The sequence below is a fragment of the Amycolatopsis sp. NPDC006131 genome (genome assembly GCF_040614175.1).
GTDB lineage: Bacteria > Actinomycetota > Actinomycetes > Mycobacteriales > Pseudonocardiaceae > Amycolatopsis_E > Amycolatopsis_E tucumanensis.
The window spans coordinates 1-17723 of sequence record NZ_JBEXTX010000140.1 but is presented as its reverse complement, the minus strand read 5'-3'; the positions used below and the strand labels follow the sequence as shown (position 1 = coordinate 17723).

18 protein-coding genes and 1 pseudogene are annotated in these 17723 nt (G+C 72.2%); 8 read left to right on the top strand and 11 right to left on the bottom strand.

What is annotated here, in order from left to right; translation table 11 throughout:
* Positions 1-240 precede the first annotated feature (240 nt).
* Positions 241-981: an excalibur calcium-binding domain-containing protein gene (locus ABZ215_RS39155; protein WP_354955677.1), complete on the top strand. Its 741-nt coding sequence runs from the start codon at positions 241-243 to the stop codon at positions 979-981.
* Positions 978-1613 carry a class F sortase gene (locus ABZ215_RS39150; protein ID WP_354955675.1) on the top strand — a complete coding sequence of 212 codons (636 nt, stop codon included), beginning with the start codon at positions 978-980 and terminating at the stop codon, positions 1611-1613. The genes ABZ215_RS39155 and ABZ215_RS39150 overlap by 4 nt, the downstream gene beginning before the upstream one ends.
* Here ABZ215_RS39150 and ABZ215_RS39145 read toward each other — a convergent pair whose 3' ends face one another.
* The 4 genes from ABZ215_RS39145 to ABZ215_RS39130 are packed head-to-tail and all read right to left on the bottom strand — an operon-like array spanning position 1614 to position 5117.
* Entirely contained in the window at positions 1614-2837 is a 1224-nt protein-coding gene (locus ABZ215_RS39145; protein ID WP_354955673.1) for an ABC transporter permease, read from the bottom strand.
* A complete protein-coding gene (locus tag ABZ215_RS39140) occupies positions 2834-3511 on the bottom strand; it encodes an ABC transporter ATP-binding protein (RefSeq protein WP_354955671.1) in 678 nt (225 codons plus the stop codon). Before ABZ215_RS39140 ends, ABZ215_RS39145 begins: the two co-directional genes overlap by 4 nt.
* Positions 3508-4587, bottom strand: a complete 1080-nt coding sequence (locus tag ABZ215_RS39135; RefSeq protein ID WP_354955669.1) for a peptidoglycan-binding protein — start codon at positions 4585-4587, stop codon at positions 3508-3510. The genes ABZ215_RS39140 and ABZ215_RS39135 overlap by 4 nt, the downstream gene beginning before the upstream one ends.
* Positions 4584-5117, bottom strand: coding sequence for a hypothetical protein (locus tag ABZ215_RS39130; protein ID WP_354955667.1), 534 nt, complete (start codon positions 5115-5117; stop codon positions 4584-4586). Before ABZ215_RS39130 ends, ABZ215_RS39135 begins: the two co-directional genes overlap by 4 nt.
* A 119-nt stretch (positions 5118-5236) precedes the next feature.
* Between ABZ215_RS39130 and ABZ215_RS39125 the strand changes: the two genes are divergently transcribed.
* Positions 5237-5893 carry a response regulator transcription factor gene (locus tag ABZ215_RS39125; RefSeq protein ID WP_027936202.1) on the top strand — a complete coding sequence of 219 codons (657 nt, stop codon included), beginning with the start codon at positions 5237-5239 and terminating at the stop codon, positions 5891-5893.
* Positions 5893-7011 carry an ATP-binding protein gene (locus tag ABZ215_RS39120; RefSeq protein WP_354955665.1) on the top strand — a complete coding sequence of 373 codons (1119 nt, stop codon included), beginning with the start codon at positions 5893-5895 and terminating at the stop codon, positions 7009-7011. Before ABZ215_RS39125 ends, ABZ215_RS39120 begins: the two co-directional genes overlap by 1 nt.
* Positions 7012-7585: 574 nt before the next feature.
* Here the strand turns inward: ABZ215_RS39120 and ABZ215_RS39115 are convergent.
* Both ABZ215_RS39115 and ABZ215_RS39110 read right to left on the bottom strand, forming a co-directional pair.
* Positions 7586-8206: a class I SAM-dependent methyltransferase gene (locus tag ABZ215_RS39115; RefSeq protein ID WP_354714467.1), complete on the bottom strand. Its 621-nt coding sequence runs from the start codon at positions 8204-8206 to the stop codon at positions 7586-7588.
* Positions 8196-9209, bottom strand: a complete 1014-nt coding sequence (locus ABZ215_RS39110) for an NAD(P)/FAD-dependent oxidoreductase (RefSeq protein WP_237339969.1) — start codon at positions 9207-9209, stop codon at positions 8196-8198. The genes ABZ215_RS39115 and ABZ215_RS39110 overlap by 11 nt, the downstream gene beginning before the upstream one ends.
* A 128-nt stretch (positions 9210-9337) precedes the next feature.
* Between ABZ215_RS39110 and ABZ215_RS39105 the strand changes: the two genes are divergently transcribed.
* A complete protein-coding gene (locus ABZ215_RS39105) occupies positions 9338-10414 on the top strand; it encodes a glutamate--cysteine ligase (protein ID WP_020422961.1) in 1077 nt (358 codons plus the stop codon).
* Here the strand turns inward: ABZ215_RS39105 and ABZ215_RS39100 are convergent.
* The 4 genes from ABZ215_RS39100 to ABZ215_RS39085 all read right to left on the bottom strand — a co-directional run bounded on the left by ABZ215_RS39100 (position 10401) and on the right by ABZ215_RS39085 (position 13523).
* Positions 10401-11006, bottom strand: coding sequence for a bifunctional 4-hydroxy-2-oxoglutarate aldolase/2-dehydro-3-deoxy-phosphogluconate aldolase (locus tag ABZ215_RS39100; RefSeq protein WP_354955662.1), 606 nt, complete (start codon positions 11004-11006; stop codon positions 10401-10403). The two genes, ABZ215_RS39105 and ABZ215_RS39100, sit on opposite strands and share 14 nt — an antisense overlap.
* The gene (locus ABZ215_RS39095; protein ID WP_354955660.1) at positions 10993-11748 is read right to left on the bottom strand and encodes an IclR family transcriptional regulator; all 756 of its coding nucleotides are present in this window, start codon (positions 11746-11748) and stop codon (positions 10993-10995) included. The genes ABZ215_RS39100 and ABZ215_RS39095 overlap by 14 nt, the downstream gene beginning before the upstream one ends.
* Positions 11748-12647: a sugar kinase gene (locus ABZ215_RS39090; RefSeq protein WP_354955658.1), complete on the bottom strand. Its 900-nt coding sequence runs from the start codon at positions 12645-12647 to the stop codon at positions 11748-11750. The genes ABZ215_RS39095 and ABZ215_RS39090 overlap by 1 nt, the downstream gene beginning before the upstream one ends.
* 72 nt (positions 12648-12719) lie before the next feature.
* Entirely contained in the window at positions 12720-13523 is an 804-nt protein-coding gene (locus ABZ215_RS39085) for a helix-turn-helix domain-containing protein (RefSeq protein ID WP_354955656.1), read from the bottom strand.
* A 60-nt stretch (positions 13524-13583) separates the two neighbouring features.
* Between ABZ215_RS39085 and ABZ215_RS39080 the strand changes: the two genes are divergently transcribed.
* From ABZ215_RS39080 to ABZ215_RS39070, 3 genes and pseudogenes are all read left to right on the top strand, one after another.
* Positions 13584-13979 carry a DUF3224 domain-containing protein gene (locus tag ABZ215_RS39080; protein WP_354955654.1) on the top strand — a complete coding sequence of 132 codons (396 nt, stop codon included), beginning with the start codon at positions 13584-13586 and terminating at the stop codon, positions 13977-13979.
* Between the two features lie 45 nt (positions 13980-14024).
* Positions 14025-15083 (top strand): annotated as a pseudogene (locus tag ABZ215_RS39075) (glycosyltransferase); the annotation flags it as partial.
* 289 nt (positions 15084-15372) lie between these two features.
* Complete coding sequence (locus tag ABZ215_RS39070; RefSeq protein ID WP_354955652.1) at positions 15373-15795, top strand: hypothetical protein; 423 nt, start codon at positions 15373-15375, stop codon at positions 15793-15795.
* Between the two features lie 490 nt (positions 15796-16285).
* On the opposite strand, the gene ABZ215_RS39065 is transcribed toward ABZ215_RS39070, so the two are convergent.
* Positions 16286-17723 (bottom strand): SpoIIE family protein phosphatase (locus ABZ215_RS39065; RefSeq protein WP_354955650.1); only part of this gene is annotated, 1438 nt, incomplete at its 5' end.

The window sequence follows — 17723 nt, the reverse complement described above, 5'->3', positions numbered from 1 at the left end:
TTTTTTGTTTTTTTTCTTGTTGTTGTATTGTGTGTGTGGCTTTGAGACGCGCACTCTGCCCATCACGACGATCGACAACCGCCGGAGAGCGCGTTCCTGGTTCCCCCGCTGGAGCTCTATCCAGCGTGGGAACCAGGAAACTGAACTAGGTATAGGACCCGCCGCAGCCCGCGAAAGCTCGTTCCACCTGCGGCCGAGCTCGGATCGAGACCGGACGGCCACAGTTTCGCGATCACACCCTTGCACGGTGAACAACACCCAGATACCGCCATTATCGCGACAACAAAATACCTGATATCCCGCGTAACGTTCGTCCATTCCGGAACGACAAAGCGGCTGCATTGCTCCGAGATCGATTCCTTCGAAAAGGACGTCCCCATGCGCATGATCAGTCGCGTTCTCGGCACGGTCGCGGTGGCGGGTATCGCACTGCTTGGCCCGGCACCCGCGGTTTTCGCGGCCCAGCCGGCCGATCTCTACGACTGCGGCGACTTCACCTACCAGGAAGAAGCGCAGGCCATTTTCGACCAGACCCCGGGGGATCCGTACAACCTCGACGACGACAACGACGGCATCGCCTGCGAAAGCCTGCCGCACAAGCCGTCGGGGCAGCCGTCCACCCCGACCAGCAGCCCTGCCACCCAGGCGCCGCCCGTCACGGCGCCGCCTGAGACGACCACCGCGGACCTCGACTGCGCCGACTTCGCGACCCAGGCGCAGGCCCAGGTTGTCCTCGACGCCGACCGCAGCGATCCGCACCGCCTGGACGCCGACCACGACGGCATCGCGTGCGAGACCAAGTTCGGTGAGAAGAACTCCACCGGCGGCTCGCAGGTGAAGGTCAAGCCGGTCGGTGGCGTGGACACCGGCGGCGGCGACCAGGGCACCGACGCCGGCCCGGCGGTCGCGGTCGGGGCGCTCGTCCTCGTCGCCGGCAGCGCCGGCACCGTGCTGCTCCTGCGGCGGCGCGCCGGCCGATGACCACCGCCCGATGGCGCCGATGGCTCGCGATCGCGGCCATCGGCGCCACCCTCACCGCCTGCGGCTCCCCCAGTGAGCCGCAGCCCGCGCCGGCCGCGCCCCCGACTTCGACGCTGCCGGCGCCGGTCTCCACCACCACCACCGCCGCCGCCCCGGTCGACGGGCCCCTGCCGCACTCCCGGCCGGTCAAGCTGGAGGTCCCGTCGATCGGCGTCAGCACCGGCCCGATCATCGACCTCGGCCTGGCCGACGACGGCGCGCTCGAAGTCCCCGGGGACGCCGTCACCACCGGCTGGTTCACCGGCAGCCCGTCCCCCGGCGAGACCGGGCCCGCGGTACTCGCCGCGCACGTCGACTACAACCACGTGCCCGGCACCTTCAACCGCCTCAAGGACACCAAGCCGGGCGACCAGGCGATCGTGCACCGGGCCGACGGGACCACCGCCGTGTTCACCGTCTACCGCGTCGAGCGGTACCCGAAGTCGCAGTTCCCGACCGACGACGTCTACGGCGACACCGCCGGCCCGGAGCTGCGCATGATCACCTGCGGTGGCGCGTTCGACCGCTCGACCCGCAACTACGCGGACAACGTCGTGGCCTACGCGCGCCTGTCGCAGGCCTACCGGGGCTGATCACGCCAGTGCTTCGGTCGGCGTGAGCCGGGCGGCGCGCATCGCCGGGTACGCGCCGGCGATCGCGCCGACCAGCGCCGCCACCCCGGCCCCGCCGAACAACGCGAGCGGCGGCAGCACCGCGGGCCAGTCCTGGGTGAGCGCGTACCCGGCGGTCACGCCGACCCCGGCCAGCACGCCCACCACCCCGCCGAGCAGGGACAACAGGACCGACTCGGCGAGGAACTGGCCCCGCACCTGCCGCCGCGTCGCGCCCAGGGCCCGCCGGAGCCCGATCTCGCGTCGCCGTTCCAGCACCGAGATCACCATCGTGTTCGCCACGCCGACCCCGCCGACCAGCAACGCGACGCCGCCCAGCGCGAGGAACAACGCGCTGAACGACGACTCGGACAGCCGTTTCGCCACCAGCGCCTCCGACGGCCGCGTCACCTCCACCTCACCCGGCCGCTGGGGACTCAACGTGGCCGCCAGAACCGACCGCACGTCCTCCACCGCGGACTCCTCCGCCCGCACGTACACGGTCGTCGGGTGGCCGCCGAACCCGAGGCGCGCCTGCGCCACCTCCCAGCCGACGAGCACCGAGCGTTCGATCTCCGGCGCGAGCGGCATCGCGTCGAGGACGCCGGCGACGGTGAACCACTGGCCGTCGATCCACACCTGACGCCCGGGTTCCCGCACCCCGAGCCGGGTCGCGGCGACCGATCCCAGCACCACGACGGGGAATCGCGAGTTCGCTGCGTCCAGGAACGAACCGGCGTGCAGGTGTCCATTGAGGACTTGCAGGAGTTCGGGCGTGGCCGCCAGCACGCTGAGCCCGGAGGTTTCGTCGGCGTCGACGTAGCCGGTCCGGCGGACGGTCGCCGACGTGCGCCCGGTGACGGCGGCGGCGGTGACCGGTCCGATGCGCCGCACGAGGGCGACGGAGCTGGTGGGCAGTTCGGCCTCGCCGCCGCCGAGCATCCGCTGGCCCGGTTCGGCGTGCAGGAGGTTGGTGCCGAGCGCGGCGAGCTGTTCCTGCAACGCGCGGGAACTGGACGCCGGGATGCTGACCACGGCCACGATCGCGGCGATGCCGATAGCGATGCCGAGCGCGGAGAGGACGGCCCGCAACGGTCTGGTGCGCACGCCGTGCAGACCGTGGCCGAGCACGTCCCGCGGGCCAAGGCGCGTCGGCCTGGGCAGCGGCGCCGGCGCCGGCGCCGGGACGAGGGTGCGCGTGGTCATGCCACCACCCCGCTGTCCGAGCGCAACTCGCCGTCACGAACCTCCACCCGCCGGGGCATGCCGCCGGCGATCTCGGCCGAGTGGGTGATGACCACGACCGTCGTGCCGGCGGCGTTCAGTTCGCCGAGCAGCGCGAGGATCCCCTCGCCCGTGGTGGTGTCCAGGTTCCCGGTCGGCTCGTCGGCGAGGAGGATCGGCGGCCGGGTCACCACGGCACGGGCGATCGCGACCCGCTGGCGCTCGCCGCCGGACAGCTCGCCCGGCAGGTGCGCCGCCCGGTGCGCGAGCCCCACCCGCTCCAGCGCGTCCCTCGCCAGTCCGGCCCTCCGCCGTCGCGGCACGCCCGCGTAGGCGAGCCCGCTCGCGACGTTGTCCAGCGCGGTCAGCCCCTCGGTGAGGAAGAACCGCTGGAACACGAACCCGATCCACGCCGCCCGCAGGGCCGAGAGCTGACGGTCCGGCAGGGCCGCCACGTCATGCCCGCGCACCGCGACGGTGCCGGAGCTCGGCCGGTCGAGCGTGCCCATCAGCTGCAGCAACGTGGACTTCCCGGAACCGGACGGCCCGACGATCGCGAGCATCTCACCATCGCACACCCGCAGCGACACGCCCCGCAGAGCCCGCACCTCGCCGGGGTAGGTCTTGCCGACATCGGCCAGTTCGAGCACCGTCACGACGTCGTCACCACCCGCTGACCCTCGCGCAGATCCCCGCGCACCTCGACCAACCCCCGTGCGAACAGTCCCGTTTGGACGGCCACCAGCCGGGTGCCGTCGCCCTCCACGACCTCCACCGCCAGCCCGCCCTCGGCGAGCGCGACCAGCGCGCCCACCGGCACCGCCAGCACGGCCGGACGGCTGCCGGTCGTGAACGTGACGTCCACCGGCGCCGAGTCGAGTTGCCCGGCCGCGGCGGGGTCATCGAGCGTCACGACGACGTCGATGGTCGCCTCCTCGCCCTCCTCGCCGGGCGTGGCGGTGCTGCCCACCGAGCTGACGGTGCCCCGGGTCGCGCCGCCTCCGGTGATGTCCAGTTCCACCTTGTCGCCCTGCTTGGCGATGCCGCGCTTGCTGACCACGAGCTGCACGGTCACCACCCGCTGGGTCCCGGTCAGCTTCGCGATCTCGCCGCCGGCCGGGTCACCGATCTGCGCGGTCACCGACGCGACGCGCACCGCGCCGGGCCGCACCACGACCGCGTCCGGCGACAGCCGTCCGGTCTGCTCCAGCCCCAGCGCCTTCTGCCACCGCTTCAGCGCCGTCGCGGTCGCGTCGGTGAAGGTCGTGTCGGGCGTGCCGAACCCGGTGTAGCCGAGCGCGCGCAGGTTCTCCTCCAGCACCTGCACGTCCGGGCCCTTCGTCATGCCCGCCGCCAGTTCCCGGTACAACGGGATGCTCCCGTACAACAGCGGCACCGGCTTCGCGTCCACTGTGTACACCGCCTCGCCGCGCTCGATGACGTCGTTCGCCGCGGGCAGGCCGGTGATCGTGCCAGGCAGCTTGCCGGTCAGCGACCGCTCGGCGCCGTAGCCGAGGGTGCCGTCCTCGGTTTCCTGCGCGGCCAGGTCGGTGCGCACGACCTCGGCGGTCGCCGGTGCGGCCGGCCCCTCCGGCAACGCCGTCGCCGGGCTCGCCCCGGCCCGCGCCAGGATCACCGCCGTGCCGGCCCCGAGCAACGCCACGGCCACCGCGCCCGCGCCGATCCAGCGCAGGCGGCGACGGCGGCGCACCTGCTGCGGCCCGGTGCTCACCGTCCACCCTCCTCGTTGTTCTGCGTCTCCGCGCCCGGCGGCGAGTACTGCTGGCACGCCTCCATCGCCGCGGCCATCCTGGGGTCGTCCGGGCCACTGCCCTGGATCCGGATGCCGGGCTCGTCGGCCGTCGGGTCCGGCACGTCCAGGCCGTGGTCCCGCAGGCACTTGGCCATCTGGCGCTGCCTGTCCAGGTCCTCGGGACTGACCGCCTTCGGCGCGCCCCCGTTCGGCAGCAGGTCCTTGCACGCCTCGGTGGCTTCCTCGGCCTTCTGCCGGTCGACGCCCTCCGGGATGGTGATGCCGATGCCGCCGCCGTCGCCGGCCTTCGGGTCCGGCATGTCGACGCCGTGTTCCCGCATGCACCTGGCGTACGCCCGGGCCTGGTCCTCCTCGGTTCCCGCGGCCGCGGCCTTCGTCGTCGAAGCCGGTGACGACAGGGACGCCACCCCGCTGCCGCCTCCGTCCGAATCACACGCGGTCAGCACCGCCAGCAGGCCTGCGGCCGCCAGCACCAGTCGAACTCGCATCGCTTCCTCCTCTGTCGGAGCCACAGGTCTAGCGAACGGGCGCGCTGGCGGCGTTAAGCGAATTCGCTTATCCCCCGCTTACCCCGGCGCGGGCAGACTGGCCGTGGGAAGGGGACGGGATGCGAGTACTCGTCGTGGAGGACGAGCGGCTGCTGGCGGACACGATCGCCGACGGGCTGCGGCGGTTGTCCATGGCCGTGGACGTCTGCTACGACGGCGATGCCGCGATGGAACGCGTCGGCGTGCACGACTACGACGTCGTGGTGCTGGACCGCGACCTGCCGGGCACGCCGGGCGACGAGGTGTGCCGGGCGCTGCTGGACGACGGCGGTGAGGCGCGGGTGCTGATGCTCACCGCGGCCGCCGGGATCGACGACCGGATCAGCGGGCTGGACACCGGCGCCGACGACTACCTGACCAAACCGTTCGCGTTCGGCGAGCTGGTCGCGCGGCTGCGGGCGCTCGCCCGGCGGGCCCGGCCCGCGCTGCCGCCGGTGCTGTCGCGCGCGGGTGTGGTGCTGGACCTGCCCCGGCACCAGGCTTCGCGGGACGGGCGGCACCTGTCGTTGTCCCGCAAGGAGTTCGCGGTACTGGAAGTGCTGATGCGGGCGGAGGGCGCCGTGGTCAGCGTCGAGGACCTGCTGGAGAAGGCATGGGACGAGCACGCCGATCCGTTCACCAACGCCGTCCGCGTCGCGATCGGCACCCTGCGGCGCAAGCTCGGCGACCCGCCGGTGATCGAGACGGTGCCCGGCGCCGGTTACCGGATCGGCTGATGCGGAACCTGTCGCTGCGCACCCGCTTCTCGCTGATGTTCGGCGCGCTGTTCCTGCTCGCCGGGGCGATCCTGTTGCTGGTCAACTACGTGCTGGTGGCACGGTACCTGCCGGAGGCGTCCACGTTCACCAGCAGTGAGAACACCCCGGTGGCCGGGTCCGGGCCGCTGCACGTGAGCGGCCCGGAGGTGGCTCAGTCCATTTCGGAGTACCGGGATTCGGCGGTGCGGACGCTGATCGTGGTGTCGGGCTTCGCGTTGCTGCTGACCGGGGCGCTGGCCGTGCTGCTCGGATGGCTGATGGCCGGGCGGGTGCTGCAGCCGGTGCACGCGATCACCGCGACCGCGCGGCGGCTCGAGGCGGGCAACCTGGACCGGCGGATCAACCTGGACGGCCCGCCCGGCGAGCTGAAGGAGCTCGCCGACACCTTCGACACCATGCTCGACCGGCTCGCCACGTCGTTCGACAGCCAGCGCCGGTTCGTCGCGAACGCCTCGCACGAGCTGCGCACGCCGCTGGCCGTGCAGCGCACGCTGGTCGACGTCGCGATGGCCGAGGAGGACGCGAGCCCCGACCTGCGGCGGCTGGGCAGGCAGCTGCTGGTGACCAACGAGCGCAGCGAGCGGATCATCGAGGGCCTGCTGGTGCTCGCGCGCAGCGACCAGGGCCTGGCGAGCAGCGGCCCGGTGCGGCTCGACGAGGTCGCCGACCACGTGCTGGACTCGATGAGCGGGCTCGCGGCCTCGCGCGGGGTTACTCTGCACCGGTCGCTGCGGCCGAAAACCGTGCTGGGCGAACAGGTCCTGCTGGAACGCCTGGTGACCAACCTGGTGCACAACGCGATCCTGTACAACTCGCCGGGCGGTTCGGTGACCACGGAGGTGGACGGGGCGCTGGTCGTGGAGAACACGGGGCCGCCGGTGCCGGCCGAGGCGCTGCCCGGGCTGTTCGAGCCGTTCCGCCGCCTGACCGGCGACCGCACGTCCCACGCGAACGGCGCCGGCCTGGGGCTGTCGATAGTCCGGTCGATCGCGCTCGCGCACGACGGTTCGGTGCGGGCGGACCCCGGGACGGCGGGCGGGTTGCGCGTCACGGTGGATCTGCCGGAGGCGCCGTGACCGTGCAGCCGCCCGCCGCGCCGGGTCGAGTGGAATGGGTTGCCGAATCACGGGGAGGCGGGCGCCCTGACCACTGGCGCAACCGCCCAGCGCGGTTGAGCGCGAGTGCCGGAGCAGCCCAGTTAGGCGGCACTCGCGGCAGCCAGGCGATGCAACCGCGCAGCAGCCCAATCCCGCGCCGTGAGTGCCGGGCCAGCCCAGCCGCGCGGCAACAGCGCCAAAACCAGCCCAGCCGCACGATACAACCGCCCAACAGCCCAAATTGCGCGCCGCGAGCGCCGGGCCAGCCCAGCCGCGTGGCGCCAGCGCCAAAACCAGCCCAGCCGCACGATACAACTGCCCGACAGCCCAAATTGCGCGCCGCGAGTGCCGGAGCAGCCCAGTTAGGCGGTACGGGCGGCCGACCCGGCCGCCGGGGATGAAACCGCCCCGGCAGCCCAGTGACGCGGCGCGGGCGCCCCGGCCAGCCCAGCCGAGCGGCGCCAGCGCCAAGGCCAGCCCAGCCGCGCGGCTTGAGCGAGCGTCTCACCGGCCTCGCGCGCACGGCACCAGCCACGGCCCGCGAGCCGACGTCCTAACGACGAGCCCGCACCACCGCGTCGTAGATCGTCACCGCTTTGCCGTCCGGGTCCGTGGCTTGCCGGGGCCGCGCCTCGGCGACCTCCACGGTCCACTCGGCGGGCAGCCAGCTCGCCACCTCCTCCGCGCTGCTGAACCGCTCGGGCACGTGCGGCCGCCCCATCGTGGTGTCCAGGTCACGCGCGTCGTGGTGGACCAGCAGGACCGTGCCGCCCGGGTTGAGCCACCCGGCGAACCGGCCGACCAGCTCCCGCAGCTCCGGGTTGCGCAGGTGCAGGAACTGCGCCGAGATCAGGTCGAACCGCCGGTCGCCCGGGTCCCACGTCCGCACGTCGGCCCGCTCCCACTCGATCCGGTCGCCGACGCCGGCCGCCGCCGCGTGCTCGGATCCCCGTCGCAGCGCGGTTTCCGACAGGTCCAGCGCCGTCACCCGCCAGCCACGCTCCGCGAGCCAGCAGCTGTCGGCTCCCTCGCCCGCGCCGATGTCCAGCGCCGTGCCCGGCGGCAGGTCCCCGGCCTCCGCCACGAGCTGCGGGTTCGGCCGTCCACTCCAGACCGCCGTGTGCGAGCGGTACCGCTCCTCCCAGAACTCCTCGCCGTACTCCTCAGATCCCATGACGCTGTGCCCCTCCGACGAGTTCGCTCACTTCGCGCTCTGCCGAGAACACCCCGGCCCGGTGCGCGGCGACGGCCGCGCGCGTGTCCTCCGCCACCAGGTCCGCGTTGATCGCCGCGCCCGCCGTCAGCCCGCCGGACGCCGACACGATCACCTGCGCCGTCACGTTCGCCACGTTCCCCGCGACCCACACGCCCGGCACCTCGGTGGCGCCGGTCGGGTCCGCGGCGACGTAGCTCCCGATCACGTGCCCCTGCATGACCTGCTCCGACACCTCGAGCCCGAGCGCGGTGAGCAGCCCGGCCCGCGCCGTGAACCGGGGCGCGACCACGGCCACCTGCCGCGGCACGACCTCGCCGGACCGCATCCGCACCCCGGTCAACCGGTCGTCGTCGACCTCGACGGCCGCGACCTCGCCCTCGATCACCCGGATGCCGCGGGCGGCCAGCTCCTCACGCTGCTCGTCGGTCAGCTCGGGCGCCTGGTGCCGGAACAACGTCACGTCCGCACTCAGCTGCCGCCACAGCAGCGCCGCGTGCACCGCCATCGGGTTCCCGCCGATCACGCCGATCGCCTGATCCCGCGCCTCCCAGCCGTGGCAGTACGGGCAGTGCAGGACGTCGCGGCCGAACCGCTCCGCGACACCGTCGATGTCCGGCAGCTCGTCGACCAGTCCGGTGGTCACGAGCAGCCGGCGCGCGCGGACCTCGCGGCCGTCGTCGAGGGTCACCTCGAAACCGTCCGCGGTCCGCTCCGCCGCGGTGACCGTGCCCGTGACGATCTCGCCGCCGTACCCGGTCACCTCGTCGCGACCGATGGCGACCAGCTCGGCCGGTGGAGTACTCTCCCGGCCCAGGTAGTTGTGCACGTGCCCGGCTCGCGCGTTGCGCGGGTCGCCCGCGTCGACGACCAGCACCGACCGGCGCGCCCTTGCCAGCGCGAGGGCGCCGGCCAGCCCCGCCGATCCACCACCCACCACCACAACGTCGTACTTCTCGTCCATGACCGCGACTATCCGCGCGACCGGCCGCGGGTGACCAGAAATTTTGCCGGGATGGCAAAACCGGGGCGGGGCCGGGCTTGAAGAGCCGGGAAGCGGGTAAACAGCGGCCACCAACGAGGAGGGCGAGGGTGGAGCAGATACCGACGTTCGGCGTCGAAGAGGAGTTCCTGCTCGTCGACGACCAGGGTCACCTGTCGGACCGCGGTCCGGAGGTGGTCGAAGCCTTCGACCGCCCCGACGGCGACGTGCAGCGGGAACTGGCGCGCAGCCAGGTGGAGCTGGCCAGCGAGGTCTGCCGGGGCGCGGGCGAACTCCTCGATCAGCTCACGCACTTCCGCTCCCGGCTCGCGGGCGAGGCGGCGAAGCGGCAGCTGCGCCTGATCGCCAGCGCGACCCCGCCGCTGGCCGAGGCTCACCCGCCCGCCCTCACGCCGACTCCGCGGTACCGGCGGATGGGCGAGCACTTCGGCATGATCGCGCGCACCGGCACCACGTGCGGCTGCCACGTGCACGTGAAGATTCCGGACCGCGGCACCGGGGTGCGGATCAGCAACCACGTCCGGCCGTGGCTGCCGGTGCTGCTCGCGCTCACCGCGAACTCGCCGTTCGACAGCGGGAACGACACCCGGTACAGCAGCTGGCGGCACGTGCTGTGGTCGCGCTGGCCGTCCGCGGGACCGCCGCCGTTGTTCGCCTCGCTCGACGAGTACGAGTCCCGGGTGGCCGCGATGCTCGAATGCGGCGCGATGCTGGACCGGGGCATGATCTACTGGGACATCCGGCTGTCGGAGAAGCGCCCGACGCTGGAGTTCCGCATCAGCGACGTCGCGGCGACGGCCCGCGAGGCGACCACCCTCGCGGTGCTGGTGCGCGGCCTCGTGCTCACCGCACTGTCCGAACTGGACGATCCGCCGCCGCCGGTGCCCGGGGAGGTGTTGCGGGCCAACCTGTGGCGCGCGGCGCGCGACGGCCTGGACGGCTCGGCCCTGCACCCGGAGACCGGACGCCTCACCCCGGCCCCGGCGCTGGTCAGCCAGCTGGTCGAACGGGTCCGCGGCGCCCTCACCGAGACCGGCGACCTCGACTTCGTGGTGGAGTCGCTGGCGTGGGTGCACGAACACGGCAACGGCGCCCAACGCCAGCGGCGCGCCTTCGCGGAGAAGGAGCAGCTCACCGACGTGGTGGACCTGCTCAGCCTCCGATAGCCGCCTTCAGCGCGGACAGCGCGTCCGGGTCCGCGAGAGCCGAACCAACCGCCACCCCACGACACCCGGCGGCCAGGAAGTCCGCCGCGTTGCCCGCGTCGACACCGCCGGTCGCGACGAACCGCACCGACGGGAACGGGGCCAACTGCGCCGTGATCCAACCGGCGCCCAGCTGCCGCGCGGGAAACGCTTTCAGCCACGTGTTCCCCAGCGCCAGCGCGCTCGCGATCTCGGTCGCCGTCGCCACGCCCGGCAGGTGCGGCAGGCCGAGCCGGTGCGATTCCGTCACGACCTCCGGGTGCAGCCCGGGCGCCACGGTGAACTCGGCGCCGATCTCGCGCACCGCGACCAGCTGGTCCACTGTGGTCACCGTGCCCGCGCCGACGCTCTTGCCCCGCTCGGCCGCCGCGGCCACGGCAGCGCGCAGCGACGGCATCGCGTCCGGCGTCTGCACCGGGATCTCCACCAGCTCCACACCGAAATCCCAGGCGCGCACGCACATGTCCACAGTCCGCTGTGGATCGAGGCCGCGGAAGATGCCCAGCACGGGGTTGCGGCCGAGGTGCGCGGCGAAGAAGTCAGCGGGATCCATGGTCGTCTCCTCCCCAGCCCAGTGCCCGGGAGATCCGGTGGGCGGCGGTCCGGTACTCGTCGAGATGTGCACGCAGTTCGGCCAGCGGCGCGACGACTTTGAGCGCGGTGACGGACAGGCTGTGCGTCACCTGGCCCCGCGCGTCGCGCACCGGCAGCGCCAGGCAGTTCAGGAAGTCCTCGTGCTCGCCGTCGTCCTCGGCCCAGCCGCGTTCGCGGACGCGGTCCAGCTCGGCGGACAGCTCCGCGGGCCCGGCGACCGTGGTGGGCGTGAAGCGCTGGTAGTCGCACAGGGACAGCCAGCGCTCGCGGTCCGGCTGGTGCGCCAGGATCGCCTTCGCGACGCCGGCGGTGTGCAGAATCGCAGGCAGCCCGATGCGCGACCCCATCGCGACGCTGCCGCGGCCGTCGATCTTGTCCACGTACACCACCCGGTCGCCCACCAGTTCCGCGAAGTGCACGGTGTGCCCGCACTGTTCGCCCAGCTCCTGCAGCACCGGGCGGGCGAGGGCGCGCGCCTCGACCTGGTCCAGCGCGAGCTGGCCGTAGGCGATCAGCTGGAACCCCATCGCGTAGCGGTTGTCCGGGACGCGCCGGACGAACCCGCCCTCCTCCAGGGTCTGCAGGATCCGCAGCGCGGTCGACTTGTGGACACCGAGGTGGTCGGCGATCTCACCGAGGGAGCGGTGCCGGCGGGAGACGAACGCGACGATGTCGATCGCGCGGGCGACGGTCTGGGACATCAGCCCAGTTTCCCGATGATGTCGGCGGCCGGGGGCAGTTCGGCGAAGTCCGACGGGGATTCGAGCACCCGGGCGGCGGCGTAGTGGCCCAGCCGGAGGCGCGTCACCTCGTCGCGGTCGTCGAGGAAGCCGCTGAGCCACCCGGCCGCGAACGCGTCCCCGGCCCCGACCGCGTCCACCACGTCGACCTTCGTGGACGGCACGCGGTGGACGCCGGCCGGGGTGAAGCTGACCGCTTCGATCGCGGCGTCCTTGACCACCAGGTAGCGCGGGCGGTCGAGGAACGCGCGGACGCTCTCCGCGTCGCTCGTGCCCCACAGCGCCTCCGCCTCGTCGCGGCCGACGAACACGATGTCGCTGTCCTGGGCGAGTTCCCGCAGGACCTCGGGCGCGTCGCCGTGCCACAACTGCGGGCGGTGGTTGACGTCGAAGCTGACCAGGCCCGGCCCGCGGATCAGGGCGCGGGTGGCTTCGCGGGCCTGCTCGGACAGCGCGGCCGTGATGCCGGAGACGTGCACGAGCCGCGCCGGCTGGGCGGTCCAGTGCGCGATGTCGGCGGTCGTGATCGCGGAGGCGGCGGAGCCGGCGCGGTAGTAGTAGACGCGGGTGCCGTCCGGGGTGGGGTCCTTGAAGTAGACCGCGGTGGGACGGTTCTCGTCGCGGCGGACCAGCGACGTGTCGACGCCGTGCCGCTGGAGGTCGTCCAGCACGAGGTCGCCGAGCGGGTCGACGCCGAGCGCGCTCGCCCAGGCCGCCTTGTGCCCGAGACGGGCCAGCAGGGCCGCGACGTTCGACTCCGCGCCGCCGGGCCGCAGCAGGAAGCGGCTGTCCGAGACCAGACGGCCGCCCGCCTCGGGCGTGACCATGACCATGGTCTCGCCGACCGTCAGCACGTCCACGCCCGCCTCCGTTGCACATGTTGCAATGCCGTTGTTCTCATTGCAATATAGCAGGTCCAGCGCGGGGTGCGGTCAGGAGTGGCGGGCGTAGCGGCCCGGCGGTTCACCGACCACCGCGGTGAACTCGCGGGTCAGGTGGGCCTGGTCGGCGTACCCGAGGTCGGCCGCCAGCTCGGCCCAGTCCACGGACTCGTCGCGCGCCGCCCGTTCGGCGGCGTCGTAGATGCGGTACCGGCGCAGCACCCACTTCGGGCTCACGCCGATGTGGTCGGCGAAGGCGCGCTGCAGCTGCCGCACGCTCACCCCGCCCCGCGCGGCCAAGTCCTCGACGCGTCGCAGGTCCCGGTCGCGCGCGGCGAGTTCGGCGAGGGCCGTGGTGTCCTCCGACGGCTGGCGCTCGTCCGGGACCAGCGGGGCGAGGGCGTCGTCGAGCATCGCGGCGATCTCGGCGCCACCGGTGTCGCCCGCGAGCGCCTCGGCCAGCGCGGGCTCGACCGGGTGCAGCGCCGGGAAACCCTCGGCGACCGGGTGGACCTGGTCCGTGATCGTGGCCATCGACCTGCCGAGGAACGGGCGGAACCCGCCGGGCCGGAACATCACGCCCAGCGCCCGGCCGCGCCCGGACAGCCGTCGCGTGAAGCGCTGGGTCTGCACTCCGCTGACCATGCCGGGGCCCTCGTCGAACACGACGTTGACCACCGGGTGCACGAGGACATGCTGCTCGTGCACGTCCGGCAGGTCCCAGGACACGAGCCAGTACCGGTCGACGAACCGGTCCACCCCCGGCGACGGCGGGTACCGGGTCAGCTCGAACCGCCGCAGCCCCGCGTTCGGGTGCAGGATGCCGCGGCTGTCCCGCTCGACCGGCTCGACCACACCCCGAGCCTAGTCGCGTTTCTTCAAGACCGGCCGGCCGCGCCCGCCTACCGTGCGGGCATGACGACACGCGCGGAAAGCACCTTCACCAGTGAGAACAGCGAGAGCACCCCGCGCGAGTGGACCGGCGGGGCGATGGCCAGGACGCGGTGGCTGAAGGAGTTCACCGGCGACCTGGAGGGCACGAGCGTGGTCGAGGCGATCATGCTCCAGGTCGAGCCCGCGCCCGGTGGCGAGGCGGGCGCGATCTACGTCGGCGTCGAGCGGTTCGAGTGCAGCCTGCACGGGCGCAAGGGCAGCTTCCTGCTGACCCACAACGCCACCTCGCTCGGTGCGGAGACCGGCGGCGAGTGGACCATCGTGCCCGGCTCCGGCCGCGATGAGCTGACCGGGATCAGCGGCCGCGGGGAAATCCTGCCGGACCACCACTTCGTTTTGGAGTACACGCTGCCCTGAAATCGGTTAGGGTGTCGCATTCTCGACGCCGAGGACGTGACGCCCATGATCGGAGAACGAACGGCGCAGCGCACATTCTTCGCGCCGCCGCGGGACCGGGAACCGGCCGAGCTGTACCGGGAGATCGCGGCCGGATCGGCCACCGCGAGCCGCACCGCGTTCGCGCTGGAGCCACACGCGCGGATCAGCACCAACACGTACTTCGGCCGCTTCCCGGCCAGTCACTGGCAGCGGTGGACCGATGTGCCGCGGGTGACTCTGCGGGTGCGGGCGCGTGGTTCGGGAACGATTTTCCTGATGGCTTCCGACAGCCTCGGCCGGGAACGCACGGTCGATTCCGCACGCGTCCATTCGGCGGAATCGGAATACACCGAACTGACGGCCGAGCTGAATCGGTTCGCCGACGGCGGCGGATTGTGGCTGGAGGCCGCGACGGAGAACCGGCGGTTGCGGATCGACGACGTCCGGTGGCTGGTGCCGGGCCCGGGCCGGGGTCACGGCGCGGTGGTCGCGATGTGCACCCACAACCGTCCGGAGGAGTGCCTCGCCACCCTGCGGACGCTCGCCGCGGACCGCGAGTGCCTGGACGCGCTGGACGCCGTGTTCGTGGTGGACCAGGGCAGCGATCCGGCGCCCGTGGAGCAGGCCGGGCTCGGCGCGAAGCTGCGGTACGTGCGGCAGCCGAACCTCGGTGGCGCGGGCGGGTTCGCGCGCGGGTTGAGCGAGGCCACCGCCGACGGTCGTCGTCCGCACGTGGTCCTGATGGACGACGACATCGTGCTGGAGCCGGAAACGGTGCTGCGCCTGATCGCGTTCACGGAGCTGACCGTGGCCCCGGCGATCGTCGGTTCGCAGATGCTGCAACTGCTGCACCCGCACCGCCTGCAGGTGGCGGCCGAGTACGCGGACCTGCCACGCCTGCGGGCGGGCCGCCCGGTGCCGGGCGCGTTCCAGGACGTGGATCTGCGGGAACACAAGCTGGACCTGCACGTGGACGGCGAGTACAACGCGTGGTGGACGTGCCTGGTGCCGCCCGAGGTGGTGGAGTCGACCGGCTTGCCGCTGCCGATGTTCTTCCAGTGGGACGACATCGAGTACGGCTTGCGTGCGAGGGCGGCCGGCCACCCGAGCATCACCCTGGCCGGCGCGGGGGTCTGGCACGCGGACTTCTGGTGGAAGGACTGGGACGACTGGCCGCGGTACTTCAGCGTCCGCAACGGCTTGATCGTGGCCGCCCTGCACGGCGATTTCCAAGGAACGGCGGCTTTCCTGGCGGGCGAACTGGCGCGTTACCTGGTGTCGATGAGATACGCCCCTGGCCGCGACGCTCATCCTGGCGATAGAGGACTTCTTGCGCGGCCCGGAGGTCTTGTCGGACGGCGGCGCGCAAGCTGTGGCGGCGGCGCGGAAGCTGCGCTTGGAACACCCGGAGACGCAGTTGCGACCGGTATCGTCGGCGGCCCAGACGCGCACTGTCCGATCCGGACCGGAGCCATCGCGCCCAGGACTGGTGATGGCGAAGCGAATCGCATGGCACCTGCTGGGAAAGTCACATGGTGAGGTGGCGGTGCCGGCGCGGGACAGCGAGTGGTGGCACGTGGCGCTGTTCGACCGGGCGGTGGTGACGGACCCGTCGCAGGAGGGCGTGAAGGTTCGGCAGCGGGACCGGGCATTGGCGAGGAAGCTGGCGACCGAAGGGGCGAAGGTCCTGCTCCGATTCCGCAAGGAAGCGGAGCAGGTCGCGGACGAATACCGGGCAGCACTACCAGATCTGACCACAACGGACAGCTGGACACCACGCTTCAACAAGAGCTAAATACAGGAAGCCGGCAACGAAAAGCAAGCGACTACCCCAACCAGACCTCCCCCGCCCCCGATCCACAGCCTGCTTTTAGTCGCCGACCAGGCGTGTCAAGGTACTCTTTCCCGCCTTGACACGACTGCTCGGCGACTGAAACACACTCAGGCATCGGGGGCGGGGGTGGTCGGAAGGTGACCGTTTGAGCGCCGTGAGGCGCTTTCCGCGCGAAGCCGCGGGTCTAAAGATCAAAAGAGTCCTCGCCGGACGGGCAGGCTCCGGGATGACCAGGGGACCGTTGTTAGCTCACCTCGGGTGAGTGGTCGCCGGGTGGTCATCCCGTCGCCTTCCGGTTTGCGAATATCACCTTGAGCCAAGGCCGCAAGGTTGGCATGTTCGGCCGCCGGAGAGAGCCTGGGTTGCGGCCCTGGCTCAAGGTGATCGTTGCGTGTCAGGCGACGGGATGACCACCCAGCTCGGGTGTTGGTTCAAAGATTGCGCTGCGCGCTCAGTCTTTCCAGTTGCGCTTCAGGCGGACCCGGCTTCCCTGTTCCCCTGGGGTGATGTCCACTTCGGTCATCAGCGCGCGCATCAAGCCCACTCCCCGACCCCTTATCCCCTTGTCGGCGGGGGGTGGGCGCCACTTGCCGTCGTCGGTGATCACGATCTCCACGGAACCCTCGTCGGCGGTTGCGGTCAGCGTCAGGGTGCCGTCGTCCCGGCCAGGGTAGCCGTGTTCGATCGAGTTCGTGCACGCTTCGTCGACGGCGAGGATCACGTCCGCGGCCGCCTCGTCGGGGACGTCGGACTGGGCCAGCCACTCACGCAACTCCCGCCGCATGTCGACCAGGCTTCGGGGCTCCGCGGGCAACTCCAGGCGCATCGGACCAGGCGGGTGCACGTAGACCAGCACCGCCACGTCGTCGTTGTGACCGGACGGCGGCAACAATCGGTCCAGCAGGTGCTCGGTGATCTCCGCCGACTGCCGGCGCGGCACCTCGCGCACCGCCACCCGTGCGCCTTCGATCGCCTCGTCGATCGGCTGGCCGTGCCGTTCCACCAAACCGTCCGTGTACAGCAACAGCACCGAACCCGCCCGCAACGGCACCGTCGCACGTGGACGGTCCGTCGACCGGCGCACCGCCAGGGGTACCGCCAACGCCTGGTCCAGCAGCTGATCACTGCCATCAGCATGACTGAGCACCGCCGACGGGTGCCCGGCGCTGGAGTACGTCACGATCCCGGCCACCGGGTCGACCACCGCGCAGAACACCGTGGTGCACAAGGCACCCGGGATCTGCCGGGCGAATCCGTCCAGCTGGTCCAGCGCCCGCGCGGGATCGCCGTAGCTCAGCAGGAGCGCACTGCACGCACTGCGCAGCTGCCCCATCACCGACGCCGCCGCGAGCCCTCTGCCGACACAATCTCCCACGACCACCGCGATCCGGCCGTCCGGCAACCGCGCCACGTCGTACCAGTCGCCGCCGACCTCCAGCGGCCGCACCGCAGGCTCGTACCGCACCGCGAACCCGGCGGGCAGGTCCGTCGGCCCCAGGATGGCGTGCTGCAGGGTCAGCGCGACCGCACGCGCCTCGTCGTAGCTGCGGGCCCGGCCGAGCGCCTGCGCGAGCTGCGCCACCAGCATCCCGAACAACGCGCGCTCCTCGGCGCCCAGCACCTGGTCCGCCCGCTCGGCCCACACCACCGAATCACCACTGCCGAGCGTCGCCCCGAGTTCGCGGCTCGTCTCCGGCGGCCAGATCTGCCCCGGCGCCTGACGGCGCGCGCGGTCCAGCCGCTCGTACAGCTCCGGCTCCAGCTCGTCGAACGAACCGGCCTCCGGATCGCCCGCGAGCAACCCGCCGCTCTCCACGGTCGGCCAGATCGCCGCCACCACCCGCGTCGCACCGAGGATCGCCCGCAGCGCCGACACCCCGGCGTTCAGC

Bases quoted from the DNA above. Each gene is read 5' to 3' on its own strand.
- ABZ215_RS39125 (WP_027936202.1), top strand. From the start codon at position 5,237: ATGCGAGTACTCGTCGTGGAGGACGAGCGGCTGCTGGCGGACACGATC.
- ABZ215_RS39130 (WP_354955667.1), bottom strand. From the start codon at position 5,117: ATGCGAGTTCGACTGGTGCTGGCGGCCGCAGGCCTGCTGGCGGTGCTG.
- ABZ215_RS39095 (WP_354955660.1), bottom strand. From the start codon at position 11,748: ATGTCCCAGACCGTCGCCCGCGCGATCGACATCGTCGCGTTCGTCTCC.
- ABZ215_RS39080 (WP_354955654.1), top strand. From the start codon at position 13,584: ATGACGACACGCGCGGAAAGCACCTTCACCAGTGAGAACAGCGAGAGC.
- ABZ215_RS39110 (WP_237339969.1), bottom strand. From the start codon at position 9,209: ATGGACGAGAAGTACGACGTTGTGGTGGTGGGTGGTGGATCGGCGGGG.
- ABZ215_RS39100 (WP_354955662.1), bottom strand. From the start codon at position 11,006: ATGGATCCCGCTGACTTCTTCGCCGCGCACCTCGGCCGCAACCCCGTG.
- ABZ215_RS39145 (WP_354955673.1), bottom strand. From the start codon at position 2,837: ATGACCACGCGCACCCTCGTCCCGGCGCCGGCGCCGGCGCCGCTGCCC.
- ABZ215_RS39120 (WP_354955665.1), top strand. From the start codon at position 5,893: ATGCGGAACCTGTCGCTGCGCACCCGCTTCTCGCTGATGTTCGGCGCG.
- ABZ215_RS39150 (WP_354955675.1), top strand. From the start codon at position 978: ATGACCACCGCCCGATGGCGCCGATGGCTCGCGATCGCGGCCATCGGC.
- ABZ215_RS39115 (WP_354714467.1), bottom strand. From the start codon at position 8,206: ATGGGATCTGAGGAGTACGGCGAGGAGTTCTGGGAGGAGCGGTACCGC.